Origin of the sequence: Chryseobacterium gallinarum, from assembly GCF_001021975.1 — a bacterium.
Classification (GTDB): Bacteria; Bacteroidota; Bacteroidia; order Flavobacteriales; family Weeksellaceae; genus Chryseobacterium; species Chryseobacterium gallinarum.
Genome location: NZ_CP009928.1, coordinates 1,314,554 through 1,336,077 on the forward strand (window position 1 = coordinate 1,314,554; position 21,524 = coordinate 1,336,077).

At 39.4% G+C, this 21,524-nt stretch carries 10 protein-coding genes, 1 tRNA gene and 2 rRNA genes; 8 read left to right on the top strand and 5 right to left on the bottom strand.

Annotation, left to right across the window (positions count from 1 at the left end; all coding sequences use genetic code 11):
- Positions 1–70: 70 nt before the first annotated feature.
- From OK18_RS05935 to OK18_RS05970, 8 genes are all read left to right on the top strand, one after another.
- A complete protein-coding gene (locus tag OK18_RS05935) occupies positions 71–3,247 on the top strand; it encodes a SusC/RagA family TonB-linked outer membrane protein (RefSeq protein WP_053327432.1) in 3,177 nt (1,058 codons plus the stop codon).
- A 12-nt stretch (positions 3,248–3,259) separates the two neighbouring features.
- Positions 3,260–4,735, top strand: a complete 1,476-nt coding sequence (locus OK18_RS05940) for a SusD/RagB family nutrient-binding outer membrane lipoprotein (protein ID WP_053327433.1) — start codon at positions 3,260–3,262, stop codon at positions 4,733–4,735.
- 82 nt (positions 4,736–4,817) lie between these two features.
- Positions 4,818–7,160 carry a phosphocholine-specific phospholipase C gene (locus OK18_RS05945; RefSeq protein ID WP_053327434.1) on the top strand — a complete coding sequence of 781 codons (2,343 nt, stop codon included), beginning with the start codon at positions 4,818–4,820 and terminating at the stop codon, positions 7,158–7,160.
- Positions 7,161–7,355: 195 nt separating this feature from the next.
- Positions 7,356–7,934 (top strand): hypothetical protein, encoded by a 579-nt coding sequence (locus tag OK18_RS05950; protein ID WP_053327435.1) that lies wholly within the window; start codon positions 7,356–7,358, stop codon positions 7,932–7,934.
- 139 nt (positions 7,935–8,073) lie between these two features.
- Positions 8,074–8,838, top strand: a complete 765-nt coding sequence (locus tag OK18_RS05955; RefSeq protein ID WP_228377701.1) for a WxL protein host-binding domain-containing protein — start codon at positions 8,074–8,076, stop codon at positions 8,836–8,838.
- Positions 8,831–11,575, top strand: coding sequence for a COG1470 family protein (locus OK18_RS05960; protein ID WP_053327436.1), 2,745 nt, complete (start codon positions 8,831–8,833; stop codon positions 11,573–11,575). The genes OK18_RS05955 and OK18_RS05960 overlap by 8 nt, the downstream gene beginning before the upstream one ends.
- A gap of 3 nt (positions 11,576–11,578) precedes the next feature.
- A complete protein-coding gene (locus OK18_RS05965) occupies positions 11,579–12,100 on the top strand; it encodes a hypothetical protein (RefSeq protein ID WP_053327437.1) in 522 nt (173 codons plus the stop codon).
- A 7-nt stretch (positions 12,101–12,107) separates the two neighbouring features.
- Positions 12,108–12,677: a hypothetical protein gene (locus OK18_RS05970; RefSeq protein ID WP_053327438.1), complete on the top strand. Its 570-nt coding sequence runs from the start codon at positions 12,108–12,110 to the stop codon at positions 12,675–12,677.
- Positions 12,678–12,784: 107 nt separating this feature from the next.
- On the opposite strand, the gene OK18_RS05975 is transcribed toward OK18_RS05970, so the two are convergent.
- The 5 genes from OK18_RS05975 to OK18_RS05995 form a co-directional block, all read right to left on the bottom strand.
- On the bottom strand, positions 12,785–14,680 hold the full coding sequence (locus tag OK18_RS05975; protein ID WP_156173233.1) for a SusD/RagB family nutrient-binding outer membrane lipoprotein: 1,896 nt from the start codon (positions 14,678–14,680) through the stop codon (positions 12,785–12,787).
- A gap of 17 nt (positions 14,681–14,697) precedes the next feature.
- On the bottom strand, positions 14,698–17,601 hold the full coding sequence (locus OK18_RS05980; RefSeq protein WP_053327440.1) for a SusC/RagA family TonB-linked outer membrane protein: 2,904 nt from the start codon (positions 17,599–17,601) through the stop codon (positions 14,698–14,700).
- 598 nt (positions 17,602–18,199) lie between these two features.
- Positions 18,200–18,307: ribosomal RNA gene (rrf, locus tag OK18_RS05985) — 5S ribosomal RNA — on the bottom strand.
- Positions 18,308–18,488: 181 nt separating this feature from the next.
- A 23S ribosomal RNA gene (locus OK18_RS05990) occupies positions 18,489–21,244 on the bottom strand.
- 155 nt (positions 21,245–21,399) lie between these two features.
- Positions 21,400–21,473: transfer RNA gene (locus OK18_RS05995), tRNA-Ala, on the bottom strand.
- Between the last annotated feature and the right edge of the window lie 51 nt (positions 21,474–21,524).

The window sequence follows — 21,524 nt, forward strand, 5'->3', positions numbered from 1 at the left end:
ATCGTATTTTTATTTTAATACATCATTAAACTATATGTAATAATGCACTGCTAAATTTGTCTTAAAAAAAATGAAGAAAACTTTAGCTACTTTTGCCGTTTTTTTACTTCCTCTTTATTTTACGGCCCAGGAAATCACTATTTCCGGAAATGTAAAATCTGAAAACGGCTCAAGTGTTTCCGGTGTGAACATCACCGACAAAAACACAGGAAAGACTGCTATTACTGATGAAAATGGTAATTTTACCATTTCTGCCAGCCCCAAAGATATCCTTGAATTTTTTGCTCCTGAATTTTCTGTTTATACCGTAGAAGTTTCTTCAAAAAAACAATATTCCGTTACTTTAAAAAAAGCCAACGAAAAGCAGATTGAAGGCGTTGTTATTACTGCTCTGGGGATTGCCAAAAAGAAAGAAAAAATCGGATATGCTACTCAGGAAGTAGGAACCAGACAATTTGAAACCATAACAACTCCAAGTATCGGAAACCTATTCTCCGGCCAGGTAGCAGGTCTTAATGTTTCCAATCCAACGGGAATGCAACAGGCCCCTGAATTTAATTTAAGGGGAAATTCCAATCTGGTTTTCGTTATTGACGGGGTGATCGTTGAAAAGGAAGTTTTCCAAAATCTGGACCCTAATAATATTGAGAACATTAACGTATTGAAAGGAGCCACAGCCTCCGCCTTATATGGGTCAAGAGGAAGATATGGAGCCGTACTGATCACTACTAAAACGGCAAAAAAGAAAGGCTTTACTATTGAGTTTTCTCAAAATACCATGATCACAGCAGGGTTTACCAATCTTCCGAAAACACAGACCGAATATGGAAACGGATCCCATGGCAAGTATGAATTCTGGGACGGAGCTGACGGCGGGGTGAATGATGGTGATATGATCTGGGGACCTAAATTCGTTCCGGGCCTGAAAATCGCCCAATGGAACAGCCCGATCAGAGATAAAGTAACAGGAGAAACTATTCCCTGGTACGGAGCTGTGACCGGCACTCAGTACAATGATAAATCAAGATATGAAAGAGTCCCGATTGACTGGCAGTATCACGATAACCTGAAAACATTTTTAAAACCGGCGGTGATCAACAATAACAATTTTGCGATCAGCTATAGAAATAATAAAGATATATATAGGTTTTCCGGTAATTTCATGAATTATGACGACAGGGTTCCCAATTCTTACCTGAGACGATACGGGGTGAATTTTTCCTCTGAAAACCATTTGGGAGACCGATTGATCCTGGATACAAAATTCAATTTTAACCAAACCTTCACTCCCAATGTTCCCAACTACGACTATAATCCAAGCGGCCACATGTACACCATCCTGATCTGGATGGGGGCAGATGTAGACGGAAGAGCCCTGAAAAACCATATGTGGATTCCCGGAAAAGAAGGTATAGCGCAGGCTAACTGGAACTATGCCTGGTACAACAATCCCTGGTTCGGTGCTGAATATTATAAAAATCAAAATACGACCAATATCATCAATGCCCAAACCGGATTGGAATATAAAGCTACCCAAGATTTCTCAGTAAAAGGTAAAATATCCATTGTAGAAAATCATAACAAAGCGGAAATATTAAGTCCTTATTCCTATTTCAATTACAGTGCACCAAGAAGCGGAGGCTATATTCTGAAAGACAACAAGACCTGGAACCTCAACTACGATGTACTGGCGACCTATAAGAAAAAAATCTCCGACAATTTTGATTTCACCATCAACGCAGGAGGCTCGGCATTTTATTATAAAAACAACCTCAATGAAAGGTCTACAGATGGCTTAAAGATTCCTGAACTTTATACCTTTGAAAATTCTATCGGGGCATTGAAAAATTATGCCTATCTCAAGGAAAAACTGATCTACAGTGCTTATTCAACAATTGATATCGGCTTATACAATGCATTCTTTATCAATATTTCGGGGCGGAATGACTGGTCTTCCACACTGCCCAAAGCCAACAGGTCTTACTTCTATCCTTCAGCATCCGTAAGTGCGGTAATTTCCAATCTGGTGAAAATGCCTGAATCCATCAATCTGCTAAAGCTCTCCGCATCATGGGCAAAAGTAGCATATGATTTTCAGCCGTATTCCATCAGAAACTATTATTTGAATAACGGAGGAATTACCTTTAACGGAAACCCTACCAATTATTACCCAACGATTTTAAATAACGAAAATTCATTAAAACCGGAACAGACCAAATCTTATGAACTGGGTTTAAGTGCAGGCTTATTCAACAATAGAATTACATTAGACGCTACCTATTTCAGAACCCTGGATTATGATAATATCCTTCAGTTTCCGAGTGCAGAATCATCCGGTTTCAAGTCTCAGTATGTAAATGGTAATGAATATACCACCAAAGGATTTGAAATTTCATTAGGTTTTGTCCCAGTTAAAACCAAAGATTTCACCTGGAGATCTTTAATCAACTGGAGTACTTACGAGCAAAAACTGACTTCCATCTACGATAATATGCCTAATTACAAGAATATTCTATTAGGAGAAAGAATGGACAGTTATTATGATTATACCTGGCAGAAATCCCCGGAAGGAAAGGTTATCCTGAATCCGCAAACCGGAATGCCTACAAGGGCTGCCAACCCTACCAACTTAGGGCATTTCAATCCTGACTGGACTTTTGGATTCAACAATACCTTCAAGTATAAAAAATTCACCCTGAACATCGGTATCGACGGTAGTATTGGCGGCGTAATGAGATCTCAGGTAGTTGAAAAAATGTGGTGGGGAGGAAAACACCCTAATTCTGTAGCCTACAGGGATCTTGAATATGCTAATCCGGGAACTTATTATTTCGTTCCCGATGGAGTTAATTATAATCCTGCAACAGGAACATATACTCCTCATACCAAAGCCATAAGCTTCCAGGATTGGGCGCAAAACTATCCTTATCAGGCGCGGGTAACCGAGGCTGAAAGTGAAGAGTTTGCCAATGTGTTTGACCGGACCTTCGTAAAGCTAAGGTCGGTAATCCTTGAATATGATTTCTCTTATCTGCTTAACCCACGGGGATTTGTAAAAAACTTTACTGTAAACCTTTCAGGATACAACCTTGCGATGTGGAAAAAATCCAAAAACCTGTATTCTGATCCCGATTTTAAAATAGGAACCGGAAACGACAGTAAAGATCAGTCTAAAATCGGCTCCGGGAATGATATTCAGGATCCTTCAAGCAGATGGTTCGGGATTGGTTTTAATCTTAAATTTTAAACAGCATTTCAAATGAAAAATATTATAAAATCATTGATCGTTATAGGAGCTTTCACGTTTACTTCATGTGAATCCAATCTTGATAAAATTAATGAAAACCCTAACGACCAGTCAAGCATCCATCCGCGATCACTTTTAACCTATGTTTCCATGAATACTTTTCAGGTAAATGGTGATAATATGTATGCCTCAAGAATGATGATCGGTACGGACGGTGAAAATATATATCAGTACATGAAGTGGAATGATGCTTCCTTTGAAGTCCATACCAAAGGACTGTTGAATACGGTAAAAATGATGCAGGAAGCTGAAAAGATCAATAATAAAAATTATATTGCCATTGGTAAATTTCTAAGGGCATATCAGTTTTTCAATATCAGCTTAAAGGTGGGAAGCGCTCCTTATTCTGAAGCCGTAAAAGGAGAATCCGGAATTACCCAACCTAAATATGACAGCCAGGAAGCCATCATGTCCGGTATTTTATCTGAACTTAAAGAAGCTAATGATCTTATCAATAGCAACGATAAAATTGAGGGTGATATTATCTACAATGGTGATGCTTCAAAGTGGAAAAAGCTTATCAACTCCTTTCGGCTGAAAATTTTAATGACCTTATCCAGAAAAAGCACAGTAGGAAGTTATACTATTGCTTCAGAATTTGCTGCTATTGCCGGAAGCCAGCCTTTAATGACTTCCATTACAGATAATGGCGAACTTAAATTTGCGGATGCTGCCGACAGCCGGTACACAATGTTTAACAACAGCGGATACGGATCCAGTTTATACATGGCTGATTATTTTATCAATCTGTTTAAAGAAAGAAAAGATCCCCGCCTGTTTACATTCGCTGCCCAGACTACGGGAGCAAAAGAAGCGGGAAAAGCAATCACAGATTTTACAGCATATAACGGCGGAAATCCCATCTCATCGTATTCAGATAACGCAGCATTGATTACCGCTAAAAACATTTCCAAGGTAAACGACCGTTTTTACAAGGATCCGACCAATGAGCCATCGTCCATATTAAGCTACCCTGAGTTAGAATTTATTCTGGCAGAAGCAACAGCAAGAGGATGGATTTCCGGATCTGCAAAAGCCCATTATGATAATGCCATCAGGGCCAGCTTTAGTTTCTATCAGACCTATGTAAAAAACCCGGGACAGTACTTTGCAGGGTTTGATGTAAATCAGTATCTGACGACTCCATTGGTTATGTATGACAACTCAGCTCCGTTACAGGTTCAGCTGGAAAGAATCATTACCCAGAAATACATGACTATGTTCCATCAGTCCCAGTGGACGTCTTATTATGACTATTTAAGAACAGGTTTCCCTGATTATCCGCTGCAAAATGGCGTTTCGGCACCGTTCAGGTTCAGATATCCGCAATCTGAGTACAACTATAACGGTTCCAATGTGAAAGCGGCATTGGCTGCCCAGTATGGAGGCAATGACAATATTAATGCAAAGCCCTGGTGGTTACAGTAAAATTCTGATTATTTTTATATAAACAAAGAAATCGCAGGAAAATCCTATTAACTTGCGGTTTCTTTCTTATTACGATTGAATTATGGACAGAAGAGAATTTTTAGAAAAATCAAGCCTTTTACTTGCCGGGCTGGGAACGTCAGGTATACTGCATCCTTCTATTTTAAAAGCTTTATCAATTGAACCGGCCGCCCAATCTACTTTTTATGACGCGGAGCATGTAGTGATCCTTATGCAGGAAAACCGTTCATTTGATCATGCCTTCGGAGCTCTTAAAGGAGTGAGAGGATTTCTGGATCAAAGGGCTTTTATCAAGCAGGATGGCCATTCCGTTTTTTTCCAGAAAGGGGATAACGGAAAATATGCATCCCCAGCACGCCTGGACCTAAGAAATACAAAATCCACATGGATGAGCTCATTGCCTCATTCGTGGGCAGACCAGCAAAAAGCACTGAATAAAGGAAAATTTGATCAATGGCTTCAGGCCAAAGCTTCAGGCAATAAAGATTATAAAGATATTCCGCTGACACTAGGGTATTATAACCGTGAAGACCTTCCCTTCTATTATCAGCTGGCAGATGCATTTACAATATTTGACCAATATTTCTGTTCTTCCCTGACAGGAACCACACCCAACAGATTATTCCTTTGGTCCGGAACCTTAAGAGAACAGCAATATGGCAAGGTAAAAGCCAACGTGGTTAATGAAAATATTGATTATGATACAGCCAGACAGGCAAAATGGAAAAGTTTTCCTGAAATTTTAGAACAGCAAAATGTTTCATGGCGTATTTACCAGAATGAAATCAGTCTTCCAAAAGGAATGTCCGGAGAACAGGAAGCATGGCTGAGTAATTTCACCGACAATCCTATTGAATGGTTTTCAAGGTTTAATGTTAAATTTTCCAAGGGCTACCATCAGAATATCCCTAATATTATTGCTCACCTGAAACAGGAGATTGAAAAAGACCCTAAGCAGAAGGAAAGACTGGAAGCCATGATTGCCGGACTGCAGGAAGATCAGGTAAAATACCATCCGGATAATTATTCAAAACTTTCCCGGGAAGAGAAAAACCTGCACGAAAAAGCTTTTACCACCAACGTTAACGATCCCAACTACTGGAAACTTGAAATCGGCAAGGATGAAACCGGTGAAAGGCTGGTCGTTCCGGAAGGGGATGTCCTGTTCCAGTTCCGGAAAGATGTGGAAGAAAAAAAACTTCCTCTGGTGTCCTGGCTTGTAGCTCCCGAGCATTTTTCTGATCATCCCGGATCTCCATGGTATGGGGCATGGTACATTTCAGAGGTTTTAAATATTCTTACCCAAGATCCTGAAACCTGGAAGAAGACAATCTTTATCATCAATTATGATGAAAATGACGGTTATTTTGATCACGTACTGCCATTCGCACCTCCTGTGAATCCAAGCCAGCCGGTAGATATGAACGGTAAAGAAGGCGTGGAGTATGTAGATCAGTCCCAGGAATACATGTCTGATCCTTCTTTGAAAAGCTATGAAAAAGTTGAAGGAACTGTAGGACTTGGCTACAGGGTTCCCATGATCATTGCTTCCCCGTGGACAAAAGGCGGATTTGTAAATTCTGAAGTATCGGATCATACTTCCGTGTTGCAGTTCCTGGAGAAATTCATCATGAAGAAACTCAACAAAAATGTTCACGTAGACAATATCAGCGACTGGAGAAGAGCCGTATGCGGAGATCTTACTTCTGCGTTCAATTCGTCTCATATAAAAGCTCCTCAGATGGATTACCTTAATCAGAAAGATTATGCCAAGACCATCAACGCGGCCAGAAACAAGCCTGTTCCTGATCTGAAATGGTATTCTGAAAACGAGCTCAATGATCATTTACTTGAGATTCAGGAAAGAGGATTAAAGCCTTCGAATTCGCTTCCTTATAATTTCCAGGTCAATCTGGAGAGGGAAGGCATCAAAATGACTAATTTAAAAGAGAAGGGTGTTCCTCTGTTAATTTATGACAGGACACAATTCCACAGCAATAATTATTATTTCTCTTATGCCCTGTATTCAAAACAGGAATTATCGCATTCGGTACATTCCGGAGCTTATGATTATGAGGTCTATGGACCTAATGGTTTTTTCCGGAAGTTTAAAGGAGATTCAAGCCCGGAATTGGAAGTTACTTTAGTCAATCATATTTCAAAAAGTCAGGTCGAATTGATTATCAAAAACAATAAAAAGAAGAATTCTTTAGTGCTGGAAGACCTTTATGGGAAAACAAAAAGAGTGATTTCTTTACAAAAACAGGAAGAAAGAATAGTTTTCGATCTTAATCAATACAAAGGATGGTATGATATAAAGGTAAACCTGAATGACCATCAGTGGCATTTTGCAGGAAGGATAGAAACGGGCAAGGTTTCTGTATCTGACCCGCACTGGGCTTAGTAAATTCAACAATTATTCTAAAAATCCTGTACAGCTTATGTGCAGGATTTTTTATAATAACACTCAAACGAATTATATTATTTTTCAATGATATTTAATTACTTTAATAGAAAAAGCAGTGATATAAAAAAAGTTATATATTATTTCTACGGTATAGTGAATTTTATTATATTCACTTAACTAATTATCAGTGTCATGAAAATATTAAAATTAACTATTGCTTTATCTTTATTTACTGCTGCCATATCAGGAAATCTATATGCCCAGGATACGAATACGGATAACCATACCATCACAATTTCCATCCCTGAAGTCGCCCTGGTTGATATTGAACCCGCGGCTACGAAAAATATTACATTAGGATTTACAGCACCTACAGAAGCCGGGAACCCTATCGTAGCGAGTGCAGCCAACAACACATTATGGCTTAATTATTCATCGGTTAAATCTGTTGCAGATCCTACCCGTAACGTGAGTGTAAAGCTTAATGCCATCATTCCGGGGATTGATATTCAGGTAACCGCAGCGGCTGCTACCGGCTCCGGCGCAGGAACTTTAGGGACTTCTGCAGGATTATTAACACTAAGTGCTGCAGACCAAACTATTATTTCAGGTATCGGAAGTGCTTACACAGGAAACGGTGCCAATAATGGTCATAATCTCACTTATGCTCTTGCTGCAGGAAGCGGGCCTGGTGGTGTAGCTGCCTATGCAGATCTACAGGCAACAGCCACTGCAGTAGCTACTGTTACTTACACCATATCAGACAACTAGGGTTTAAGCCAATCAGTTCTGTATTTCAAACAAGAAGAAATTGTATTTCAGTTTCTTCCTGCTTTTGTATTATTCTCAATTTTTTAATTTCAAATTTATTATGATCATTAAGCGTATTCTCTTTTTAATCACTTTGATTTTGCAATTCAGCCTTTTACATGCCAGTATTGTGGTTCTCAATGGTCTTACGCATTCGTATAAAATAGAAAACGGAAAAGTGTACAAAGGAAAAGTGGCTATCGAAAATACAGGTAACACCCTGCAAAATGTAAAGTTATTTTTACAGGATTTCACTTATCATTCTGATGGGACTATCAATTATACAGCGTTACATACCAATAAAAAAACCAACGGCGGCTGGATTAAGCTCAATACGAATTTAGTAGCTCTGAAGGCAAAAGAAAAAACAGAAATATTCTATGAGATCAATGTTCCTGATCAGATAAAAGATCCTGGCAGCTATTGGAGTGTAATCATCGTAGAACCGGTAGATAATATAAAACCCAATGACAAACAGTCCGGAGTAAGCATTACTTCCGTTATAAGATATGCCATTCAGATCATCACAGATTATGATACGGAAAAGGCTAAACCTGATCTTACATTTGAAAGTATCAAAGTAGAAAAAGAACAAGGTAAGAAGACTGTAAAAATTGCGATAACCAATAACGGAAACCTTTATTGTAAACCAACAGCGTCCATTGAAATTTATAACCGTAAAACAGGAGAAAAAATAGGGACTTTTTCTAGTTTAACAATGGGCTTACTCCCTTCTACCTCTAAAACATTCTACATTGATATCAGTAAAGTACCTCCAGCTCAATACAAAGCTACTGTCATAGCTACTGACGAAGATGAGAATGCTTTTGCGCTCAATGTGGAATTAGAAGTAAAAAATGGTTAGAACCTGGACATTATTTATTATTGTATTATTGTTCCCGCTATTTGCCTTTTCTCAGCAGCAGTCAAACAGATTAGCCAGTAAAAAAGACAGTTTAAGGCCGGGGATGACCACTTCTATCTCTTTTATGCTGGTAAACGGATCGTCAGAACATAAAACATACGACATTTCAGTAGTTACTTCAAATCCTCTTATCAGACCTATTCTTGCAAAAGATGAGTTTCAGATAGCTTCACAGGAAACATCCTTATATCTTGTTCCTGTGCGCATTGCAGCAGAAACGCCACAGGGTGACTATTCTGTTACATTAAATATTACTGACCGTTTGAACGGAATATCTTTTACAAAAGTTTCATCCATTACCGTTTCAGGTAACAGAAAACTTTCCCTTACTGCATTGGATTCACCGGAGTTTATAAGGGCAGGGGAAACCATCCGTGCTTCATTTCTTTTAAAAAATAATGGAAATGTAGCAGAAAATATTGTTCTTGAAAGTAAAAATGCAATTGTCGATCATGATGCCTCAATTCTGTTAGCCCCCAATGAGTCAAAAATTATTAATATTCACAAACCAACCCTTTCTGAAGTCGGTCAAAATGAATTTCAGAACCTGAATCTTTCTGCTTATTCAAAAGACAATCCTAAGGAAATCCAAAGTGTTTACATAAGTACCCAGGTTATTTCTGTAAAACCCACCAGCATTGATATTTATCACCGCCTTCCCATAGCAGCTTCATTATCTTTTATCGGGATGAAGAATATGGGAGTATATCATGATGGTTTTCAGGGTGAATTTTATGGCAAAGGGACACTGGATAAAGAAAATAAAAATCAGATTGAGTTCCGGGCTGCTACACACAATCCTGTTGAACTGAACACTTTTACTCAATATGAAGAATATTTTGTGAATTACAGGCGGGATAACTTCTTTGTTCATTTAGGTGACAAAACTTATTCTTCTTCTTACCTGACTGAGTTTGCCAGATATGGTCGTGGCGCAGAAATCCGGTATGATTTTAATAAAATAAGTCTGGGAGGCTTTTATAATCATCCTCGTTTTTTCAAAGATATCAGGGATGAATTAAACTTTTATTCAGCATTTAAAATCCGTAAAGAATCTGAAGTTACTGTAGGATACTTCTACAAGATTCCTGAGAAAGAAGCTTTCAAATCTGGCAATATGGGGCTAGACTCTGAAGCCCACCTTCCCTATACTAAAGGTAAATTTAAGGTTTCAAAAAACATTAATCTCTCCGGGGAATTTTCTTACAGCAGAATGAAAAAAAAAGAAGGAGCAGCTTATATGATGCAGGCTGATATCAATTTTGAAAAAGTTACCGGAAATTTATTATATATGAAAGCAACTCCTGAGTTTGCAGGGTATTTTACCAATACCAGTACATTTAGTGGAAATCTTCAGTATAGATTTTCCGGGAAGATAAGTATTCTTGCGAATTATATGCAAGATGCCAGAAATTTCCAAAGGGATACCTTATTCCTGGCAGCTCCTTACAGAAAGTATTTTCAATATGGAATTCAGTATCAATACCTGCCCAATGGGTCTGTCATGCTTAATAACGGATATCAGAAATACCAGGATAGGCTGGAGCCTAGACAATTTGATTATTATGAGCGCTTTTTCAGAGTGAGCATCAATCAGCGGATCGGAATATTTCAGGTTAATTTTGAAGGGCAGTTTGGAAAAACAGATAATTATCTGAGCGGGTGTAATGGTAATTCTAGTTTCTATTCGGCTAATCTTTCCTTTGAAAAGTTCAGGACTTCTTTCAACCTCTTTGGAAGTTATGCGATTACTTCCAGATATAAGCTGCAAAATCAAAAACAGTTGTACTATGGAGCCAGACTTTCCAGCCGTTTTTCTGATAAAACAAGCTTGAGTATTTTCTACCAGAACAATTATATTCCGGAAGAATATTTTAAGGACAGAAACTTATTCGAGTTGTTATTTCATCAGCAGCTATTTCCGGGAAACGAGCTTGATTTTTCAGGCAGATATTCATTACAGCGGGGGCAGATGGGGGATAAAGATTTTATATTCTCAATACGATATACCTGGCGCCCTCATGTTCCGGTACAGAAAATTGCAGAATATGTTTCTTTATCTGGAAATATCCGTAATCTGGGAATCAAAAGAACAGAAGGGATAAGATTAATGTTGGGCAGCTATTTGTCCGTTACTGACAAGGAAGGGAATTACATTTTTAAAAATGTAATTCCCGGCAATTATTTCCTGGAAATAGACCGGTCAACCACGGGGATTGATGATATTCCCACTGTTCCTTTTCCTACAGCACTTGCTCTTGTAAATAAAGAAAATACTTTTAACTTCGGCTTAACTACGGCGGCAAAGATAGAAGGGCATATTCAATTGCTGGAAAAAGAAAACAATCAAACGGGTATAGAAGCTTTACCTGCTAAAACAGAGAGAAGGAAAAGGGAGAGTATTGTTGTAGAAGCAACCAGTAATGATCAGACTTATCGTAAAATCTGTTTTATAGGAGATGATTTTGATTTTACTTATCTCAGTCCCGGTGATTGGACGGTTAAAATTTATCGAAACGGTCTGGATAAGCGATATAAAATTTCCACCGACAGATTCCAGTTTACCTTACAACCTGCAGAAATAAAGAAATTAAACATTCATATCGTTAAACAACAGATAGAAATTAAATACCAACAAGAATCCTTAAAAGTAGGATATAATGAAATAAAAAAATAAGAAATGATTCTGAAACGTGCCTTATTACTAGCATCTTTTATTTTCTTCGGTTTATTGTATTCTCAGGCTACTGTTACTTTTACCTTACCTGTTGTAACTTTAATGGATATAGAACCTGCAGGAAATATTAGCTTAAACTTTACAGCTCCTACTGAAGCCGGAAATGCTCTTGTCAATCCTACTCCCAATACATCAAAATGGATCAATTATACTTCTGCTATTGCTCCAGGGGGTCTTTCCAGAAGAATTACCGCTGCTGTTAATACCGTAATTCAGGGGATCAGTATAAGACTACAGGCAGCCGCTGCTTCCGGGGCTGGCGGAGGCATCTTGGGAACACCATCAGCACAAGTCATACTTACTACAACACCTATTACAATTATAAACGGTATTGGAGGTGCTTACACAGGAAATGGAGCCAATAATGGGCATCAACTTACGATTTCCGTGGTCCCTGGTGTTTATTCCAATTTAGGAGCCCAGACTAATACTGCTGTCACAATTGTCTATACCATCACAGAATAAATTGAATATGAAAACGAGCAGCTTTCTCACAAAGATTTTCATAAAAAAGTATATATATAGTATTCTTTTAATAATCAGCAGTTGGCTGCAAGCCCAAACGGTGACAGTCTCCGGGAACTGGGCTGCAGACATACCTTCCATTACGGAAGCAGGCACCAATTACACAGGGATCTATAATAATACTTTAAACAATCAAATAACATTGTCCGGTTCGTTACCGGATTCTTTTATCAAACTTCTTTCAAGTTCAGGTGCAAAAATTACGATGCATTATACGACCAACGCCTGGAACAATTCTTTGGGACTTTCTGCTAAAAGAAGCGGTGGCACTACTTCCATTACCGGAGTTTGTGTTGCATGTTCTGCCAGCATTAATGGAGGAGATGTTAATTACATACCTATACTACAAGCAACAGATGTAACACTTTTAACGATCACTTTTTCCGGGCTTTTAGGATTAGGAAACAGTATCAATTTTTCAGGGATCAGACTTTTGTTACAGCTGTCCGGTGTTTCTGTTACCATTCCTGCCACCACGTATAGTGCACGGATCGTTTTCACAGTAGTGGCAAATTGATACACTGGATAATAAAAATGGAGTTAAAAAAATAATAAGCAATATTATATTTAGCTTTCCAAAAAATAAATCCTTTCCAAAATTGAAAAGGATTTATTTATTTTAAATTAATGCTTTGCCCACCAAAGAGGAGTTAATACGGCATCTTGTCCTCCTAACAATTGAACCGCTTTCTCATATCCAAGCTGATCCGTATTTCGGAATGTACTTGGATACCTCAATCTCTGAGGGAAATTCTGAATAGAATTCGTCATATAATTTCCTGAATTCAGATTAGGAAGATTCACTAACGGTGTTTCAATCGCCGGATTTTCAAAGAATGGTAACCCTAGTCTTCTATGGTCACTCCATGATTCCAGCGGAAGCCAAGGCATATTGGCAATATATTTTTGGGTAATGATTTTCGTTAATTTATCATTTTTAACCGAACCATTCTTATAAATCGTATTAACAGGATATTTGATATCTACGGAAATCATATTTCCTGTAACCGGATCTTTATATTTCATGGTATGACTTGGCCCCGGTTCTATAGTATGTGTATAGGAAACAGAAGTTCCATCCCGGTTATAATCTGTTGATGTAATATATTGGGTATAAAACTGGGATACTCCGTTATAGGCAAAGCTATCCTGAATTCCTTTATTATAAGCAGCTTCATCGCTCATAGGAACAGACCAGCCTTTTAGTGCAGCCTCTGCCATTAAGAAATACGTTTCCCAGCTTGCAAAGAATATCCTGGAATTTTTACCTTCCCTATATTGTTTTCCTAGTGCCGGCATACATCCTACTACGTTTCTCAATCCGTTTCTCTGACCTTTTACACCCCAGTTACCAATCGTATAAGCATTCCAGGTGTTTACTGCATTAATACTGTCTTTTTTATTATTGGCATAGGTTAAAAAGCCGTAATTGGTTTTAGCCTGGTTGGTATAAGTTGGATATAAAGAATAAACAGGACTATCAAAGTCTCCAGGAATGTAAAAGGTCTTATAGGCTCTCGGATCAATTTTATTTGGTAATCCATCCAGCCAATATCCTGCACTCGGGTCATTAGTCAGAGTAGTAAACTGCTCTTCATATTTTATCCCAATATAATCCGAAGATTTTACTGCTGTATGCTGAGCTGCTGGTAATTGATCTGTAGAGCTAATCCCACCCAATCCAATATATATATTGTTAAGCGTTGCGGATAAAATCTGAGAATTCCATTCTCTTGACATTACTCCGGACAAAGGATTCCAGCCTGTATCTTCTTTAACGGTAAAGTTATCGGTACTTGTTGTAATCAACATGTTAGAATTAGCGGCATCTTCAAATTCAGCTTTTGCTTTTCCGGGGTCTACTTCTGAGATTCTCATTGCCATTCTCATACGCATGGAATTGGCATATTTTACCCATTGTCCCCATTTAAAGCCATATACTCTGTCAAAAGCATTAGGATTGTCCGGTCCCGGCTGATCGACTTTCATTTTAGCAACAGCATCTTTCAGCTCGTCCAGAATAAAATAATATACTTCTTTCTCAGAATTAAAACCCGGGTTTACTCCCTTGAATGCCTGAATAGGCTGAGGACCGAAATTATCAGAAAACTCACTCATCAGGTAAGCCCTCCAGATTCTGGCTACCTGGATAAGATTATCATAATGGGCCTTTCCCTGCCCAAGTGCTTTTTTCTCGTTGGCAATCTCTATTGTTGCGTTTGCATTATTCAGCCATTCGGAAATTCCTTTCCAGTATTCCACGGTATAAGAATCATCATAGGTTCCTCCGGCAATTCCTGTGGTCAGATGTTGCCTTGCAGCCGTCTTCCAATAAAGAACAAAAACCCGTTCTGCAATATTAGGATCCTGTTGTGCCCCTAAGATAGAATTATTCAAAAAATATTCTGGCTCCGCTTTATTAATATCTACTGAGAAAGGGTCATTATTAATGTCTTCAAAATCATTACATGATGTACAAACGGTCGCCAATACTATGAATGATAAAATATATTTTTTCATGATGTTATTTTTAATGTTTAAAAACCTAATGTCACAGTGAATAGATAGGATCTTGTTGTAGGAAATGCCAGGTTTTCAAATCCTACAGCATTAGAATTGATTGCAAATACAGATTCGGGATCTATTCCTTTTGACTTGCTGTAAATCATCCAGACATTATTAGCTGTAAACGAAACTTTAGCACTTTGTAAAGCCAGTTTTTGGAAAATACTCTTAGGGAAACTATATGATACCTGAATATTTCTTAATCTGATATTGGTAGCATCATAAATATTCTGTTCTGTAATTCCCAGGTTACCTGCCGTTACAGCTGCCCAATAATCCTGCTGTGTCACTTCTTTTGTATTGGAAGTATAGGTACCGTTTTGTTGTACTACAGCATCCAGAACAAAATTATCACGTCTTCCTCCCGGAGCTGTATCTGCAGCAAGACCTGCTTTTTGCAGTGCAGATTGTGTAGATGAATAGAACTTACCGCCAATGCGCCCATCGATAAGGAAAGATAATCCGAAGTTTTTGTAGACAAAGCTGTTGGTAAACCCAAATAAAGCCCGCGGATTCTGATCCCCCAGATAATACTGTTCAGCTGTTGATTGTGGCAAGCCGTTTTCACCCACAATAAGCTTCCCGAAATAAGGGCTTCCAGGATCTTCCACTCTTAGGAATTTGGTTCCATAAATCGCTCCGAAAGGTCTGCCTACTTCTGCAAAAAAAGTAACATTATCAAAACCTGATAAAGGGTACTTTAATACTTCCCCATCTATTTTGTCAATAGTACTTTTAAGTTTTGAAAAATTGGCATTTACATTCCAGACAAAATTATCTTTCTTGAAAACATCTGTATTTAAGACCACCTCAATACCACTGTTACGAAGTCCACCTGAGCTTATTTTCTTAGCTTCATAGCCCGAAAGCGGATTCATAGGTAAATCTATTAACTGACCAGTAGCGTTATTTCTGAAATAACTTACATCCAAAGAAACCCTGTTGAAAAATTTAAGGTCTGCTCCTACTTCAAAAGTTTTTAGTTTCTCTGCATGCAAATTGGAATTATATAGAATCTTTTTTCTACCCAATACAGCCTGTCCATTAGGATCTGCTGCCAGTTTATAGGTATTGTATAATTCGTAAGGATTTAAAGAATTTCCTGTAATGGCATAAGCTGCACGAAGCTTGGCAAAAGTTAAAACTTTAGAAGTCGTTCCATTCAGTTTGCTCAGCATTTCTGTCACCACCAACGATGTACTTATTGATGGATAAAAATATGATCTGTTTTCAATCGTTAACGTAGATGACCAGTCATTTCTGGCTGTTGCATTGATAAACCAATAGCCGTCATAATTAATTTCTGCTGCGGCAAATACAGAATTAATCTTTTTCCAGAAGTCTACTTCATTATTAGCAATTCCGGCAAGATCTTTTGTATTCACTACGCTAAATACATTGGGAACAATAAGGCTTTGAGTACTAAAATAAAGTGCCTTCGTTCTACTTTCCATCATTTGTCCATATACAGAAACCGAACCGCCCCACTTTCCGAAAAGATTATCTTTTTTAGCTGTAATACTGGCAATATAATTATTTTCGTAGAATTTTTCCTCACTTGTAGCATAGGCATTATTGCGTGAAGATCCAGTCCATACCTTAGCGTCTGCATTCAAAGCATAAAAATCAGTTCCCAATCTTACATCAGCACTTAACCAGTCATTAAACTGATATTTAAGATAGCCGTTCAATAGAAAGCGGTCTTTTTTATCGGCGTTAAGACTATTATATGCAGACCAGTAAGGGTTTATACCATTAGGGGTGATCCATCGGGATTTTACATTATTCTGGGTTTGTCCTTCACGATAATCCCTTATATCAATATCCTGTGGCATCTGAAGAATATCTGCATAATAGTTTCCATTTCCTTTACCTCCTGACGGTCTGTTTTTTGCCTTTGTACTTATATATTGAGCCTTCACTTCCGATGTCCATCTTTTGTTAGCACCAAAAGTAGAATTCATTTTAGCCATAAAATTGAATCTCTCAAATCTTGAATTCGGAATCTGGCTATTATCATTTAAATAATTGGCTGATGTATATAGACTGGTCCCTTCTCCTAAATTTTCCTGGAAACTCAAAGTATGCTGAGAATTGATCCCTGTTTTAAAAAAATTATCCAGGTTATCATATCTTTGTTTTCCTGACATTTCAATTGAGGGCCCCCATGAACTGGAATTATCACTATTAGGAAGATTCGGCGCCCCATTTAATCCAAGACCAAAACTCTTCTGCATCTCAGGCTTCATAAAAATAGTCTCAAAGCCCAAACTCGTAGAATATGTAATTCCTAGCCCTCCTCTTTTCTTTCCTGTTTTTGTAGTAATCAGGATAACACCATTTCCTCCTCTTGAACCATATAATGCAGAAGCAGCTCCACCTTTAAGAACAGAGATGGTTTCGATATCCTCCGCATTGATATCCCCCAGACCATTTCCCATATCCAGATCCGGATTCCAGAAATCATTATTAAAATAGCCATCATTCTGTTTAGGTTTAGAACCCAGACTATTACTTAATGGAACACCATCCACAACAATAAGAGGCTGATTATCTCCTTTAAAAGAATTGAACCCCCTTAAATTTATTTTTGACGATGATGCTGGTCCAAAACCTCCTTTTATTACCTGAAGCCCTGCAACCTTACCCGTTAAAGCATTTGTCACATTGGTTTCCTTAGCATCTACAAGAGCCTGTCCTTTTACGTCCTGAAAAGAATAACCTAATGCTTTCTTTTCTTTTTTAACCCCATAAGCTGTTACCACAACTTCATCAATTTTTGATGTTTTAATAGAATCCTTAGTCTGTGCATACATTCCATTAAGACAAAAAAATAGAGATGGGAGAAGCCCGATCTTAATTATTGTTCTGTTCATAAATATACATTCCGATTTAACACAAATATAATATTTTGATGCTATTCAGAAGTAAGTCATAAACAATTAAAAAAAATTAACAAAAACAATGCTGATACTTCGAGAGTTAACTAAAAAAAACTCAACCTTAATTATTTTGTTTTATAAAAAACGGATACCTCTAAAATACAAAAAGCATCATCAAACAGTAGAAAAATAATGCTCGGAAGAAAAAATGGACAAAGATAGGATAACCTTAGACATAGAATAGCAAAGTAATTAAAGACCCAAGAGAATATCAACTCTAGCTAAACTGACATATGGATTATTACCATTGGAATAAAAGTCACTATTCAATAGCCGCGGGCTTTAGCCCGGGATCAATAAAAACCATAAAATTCCACAGGCTTTAGCCAAAACCTATACTCTATCCTGGATCTATTATCTGTTATCTATCAGTTCACTCTTCACCCTGTATAAGTGCAGGGATAATTCCAGAATAGGTACATAGGGATAGTTCCAGGTACATAGGCGTGGGATAGATATAATATAGATAGGATGGGTCTATAACAAAAAAAGTCTCACACATTACTGTATGAGACTTTTAAAATAAAATAAAAACTGGCGGCGGCCTACTCTCCCGCGTTAGCAGTACCATCGGCGCTGGTGGGCTTAACTTCTGTGTTCGGAATGGGAACAGGTGAGCCCCACCGCTAAAACCACCCTAAAGAAGGTATATAGCATCTGGCTATTTGCTGCTGGCTTTTGGCTTTTTTGCCAATCGCTAACTGCTTACTGCCATTTGCGGTTTTAAGCGATAAAAACTCTCACAAAGACAAAACCTTTACTGCGCATAAAGTACTTGTCATTTATTATATGTTTAATATGATAATTTTATAGCAACCATAGGCTATAAATCTACGGGTAATTAGTACTACTCGGCTATGACATTACTGCCTTTACACCTATAGCCTATCAACGTTGTCATCTACAACGACCCTTAAAAGATGTCTCATCTTGAGGCGAGTTTCGCACTTATATGCTTTCAGTGCTTATCTCTTCCAAACGTAGCTACTCAGCGGTGCACCTGGCGGTACAACTGATACACCAGAGGTTTGTTCAATTCGGTCCTCTCGTACTAGAATCAAGCCCTCTCAAACATCTAACGCCCGCAATAGATAGAGACCGAACTGTCTCACGACGTTCTGAACCCAGCTCGCGTGCCACTTTAATGGGCGAACAGCCCAACCCTTGGGACCTTCTCCAGCCCCAGGATGTGACGAGCCGACATCGAGGTGCCGAACCTCCCCGTCGATGTGAGCTCTTGGGGGAGACTAGCCTGTTATCCCCGGAGTACCTTTTATCCTATGAGCGATGGCCCTTCCATACGGAACCACCGGATCACTATGTCCTGCTTTCGCACCTGATCGACTTGTAGGTCTCACAGTCAAGCACCCTTATGCCATTACACTCTACGCACGGTTACCAAGCGTGCTGAGGGTACCTTTGAAAGCCTCCGTTACTCTTTTGGAGGCGACCACCCCAGTCAAACTACCCACCACGCAATGTCCTTCCATAGGAAGTTAGGCTCCAAGTAAGTAAAGGGTGGTATTTCAACGACGGCTCCACAAACACTAGCGTGCCTGCTTCAAAGCCTCCCACCTATCCTACACATTACTTACTCAAAGTCAATACGAAGTTATAGTAAAGGTTCACAGGGTCTTTTCGTCCCATTGCGGGTAATCGGCATCTTCACCGATACTACAATTTCACCGAGCTCGTGGCTGAGACAGTGCCCAGATCGTTACACCATTCGTGCAGGTCGGAACTTACCCGACAAGGAATTTCGCTACCTTAGGACCGTTATAGTTACGGCCGCCGTTTACTGGGGCTTCAGTTAATGCCTTCGCTTACGCTAAGCACCTTCCTTAACCTTCCAGCACCGGGCAGGTGTCAGACCCTATACAGCATCTTTCGATTTAGCAGAGTCCTGTGTTTTTGATAAACAGTCGCCTGGGCCTCTTCACTGCGGCCTCCCCGGAGGGAGGCGTCTCTTCTTCCGAAGTTACGAGACTATTTTGCCTAGTTCCTTAGCCACGACTCACTCGAGCACCTTAGGATTCTCTCCTCGACCACCTGTGTCGGTTTTGGTACGGGTTGCTTCACTTCGGCTTTTCTTGGATCAGATTACTCTACAGCAGCTTCGCCCGAAGGCTAGGCCTTGACTATTCCGTCAGTCTCCAGCAGATACATCCAACCGTCCCCTTTTATCGTGAGCAAGTCAGGGAATATTAACCCTGTGTCCATCCACTACCCCTTTCGGGTTCGCGTTAGGTCCCGACTAACCCTCAGCTGATTAGCATGGCTGAGGAAGCCTTGGTCTTTCGGTGAGGGGGTTTCTCGCCCCCTTTATCGTTACTTATGCCTACATTTTCTTTTCTATCCGCTCCACAATACCTCACAGTACTGCTTCGGCGCAAATAGAATGCTCTCCTACCAGATATATTATAAAATATAAATCCATAGCTTCGGTAATATGTTTATGCCCGATTATTATCCATGCCGGACCGCTCGACTAGTGAGCTGTTACGCACTCTTTAAATGAATGGCTGCTTCCAAGCCAACATCCTAGCTGTCAATGCAGTCCAACCGCGTTGCTTCAACTTAACATATATTTGGGGACCTTAGCTGTTGGTCTGGGTTCTTTCCCTCTCGGACATGGACCTTAGCACCCATGCCCTCACTGCCGCAAAACATTTATTAGCATTCGGAGTTTGTCAGGAATTGGTAGGCGGTGAAACCCCCGCATCCAATCAGTAGCTCTACCTCTAATAAACTTTGTTGCGACGCTGCACCTAAATGCATTTCGGAGAGTACGAGCTATCTCCCAGTTTGATTGGCCTTTCACCCCTACCCACAGGTCATCCGAAGACTTTTCAACGTCAACCGGTTCGGTCCTCCACTCTGTGTTACCAGAGCTTCAACCTGCCCATGGGTAGATCACAAGGTTTCGCGTCTAATCCTACTAACTATGCGCCCTATTCAGACTCGCTTTCGCTCCGGCTCCGTAACTTAATTACTTAACCTCGCTAGTAAAATTAACTCGTAGGCTCATTATGCAAAAGGCACGCCGTCACAGCTTTACGCTGCTCCGACCGCTTGTAGGCGTACGGTTTCAGGTTCTATTTCACCCTTCTATTCGAAGTGCTTTTCACCTTTCCTTCACAGTACTTGTTCACTATCGGTCTTTCAGGAGTATTTAGCCTTGGAGGATGGTCCCCCCATATTCAGACAGGATTTCACGTGTCCCGCCCTACTCATTTATCATCCAAATATACCTTTCGAATACCGGGCTATCACCGTCTATGGCTGTTCTTTCCAGAACATTCTTCTAAATATATAAAGACTTTTGGGCTAATCCGCTTTCGCTCGCCACTACTTACGGAATCTCTTCGATTTCTTTTCCTCCGGGTACTTAGATGTTTCAGTTCTCCGGGTTTGCCCCTCTTACGAGGTAATACATCTTCAATGTATTGGGTTGCCCCATTCGGATATCTACGGATCAATTCGTGTGTGCCAATCCCCGTAGCTTTTCGCAGCTTACCACGTCCTTCGTCGCCTCTGAAAGCCTAGGCATCCGCCATACGCCCTTAACGATTTCTTTCCTATTTTTGGTTACTCAAGCGCTTTATGCGCTCGGTTTTCTCTTTGTGATGTCTTTACCGTTAATGTCAATGATCTTAATTGCTATTTCAAGTTTAATTCGCAAATATTGTTTTTGGCTCTATCTGCTTGTTTAAAACTAAACCATCCACTATGTGGAGAATAAGGGAGTCGAACCCTTGACCTCCTGCGTGCAAGGCAGGCGCTCTAGCCAGCTGAGCTAATTCCCCCTCTAGGTGCTTCTAGCGATTTGCTTCTTGCTTTTGGCTTTCTTGCCATCT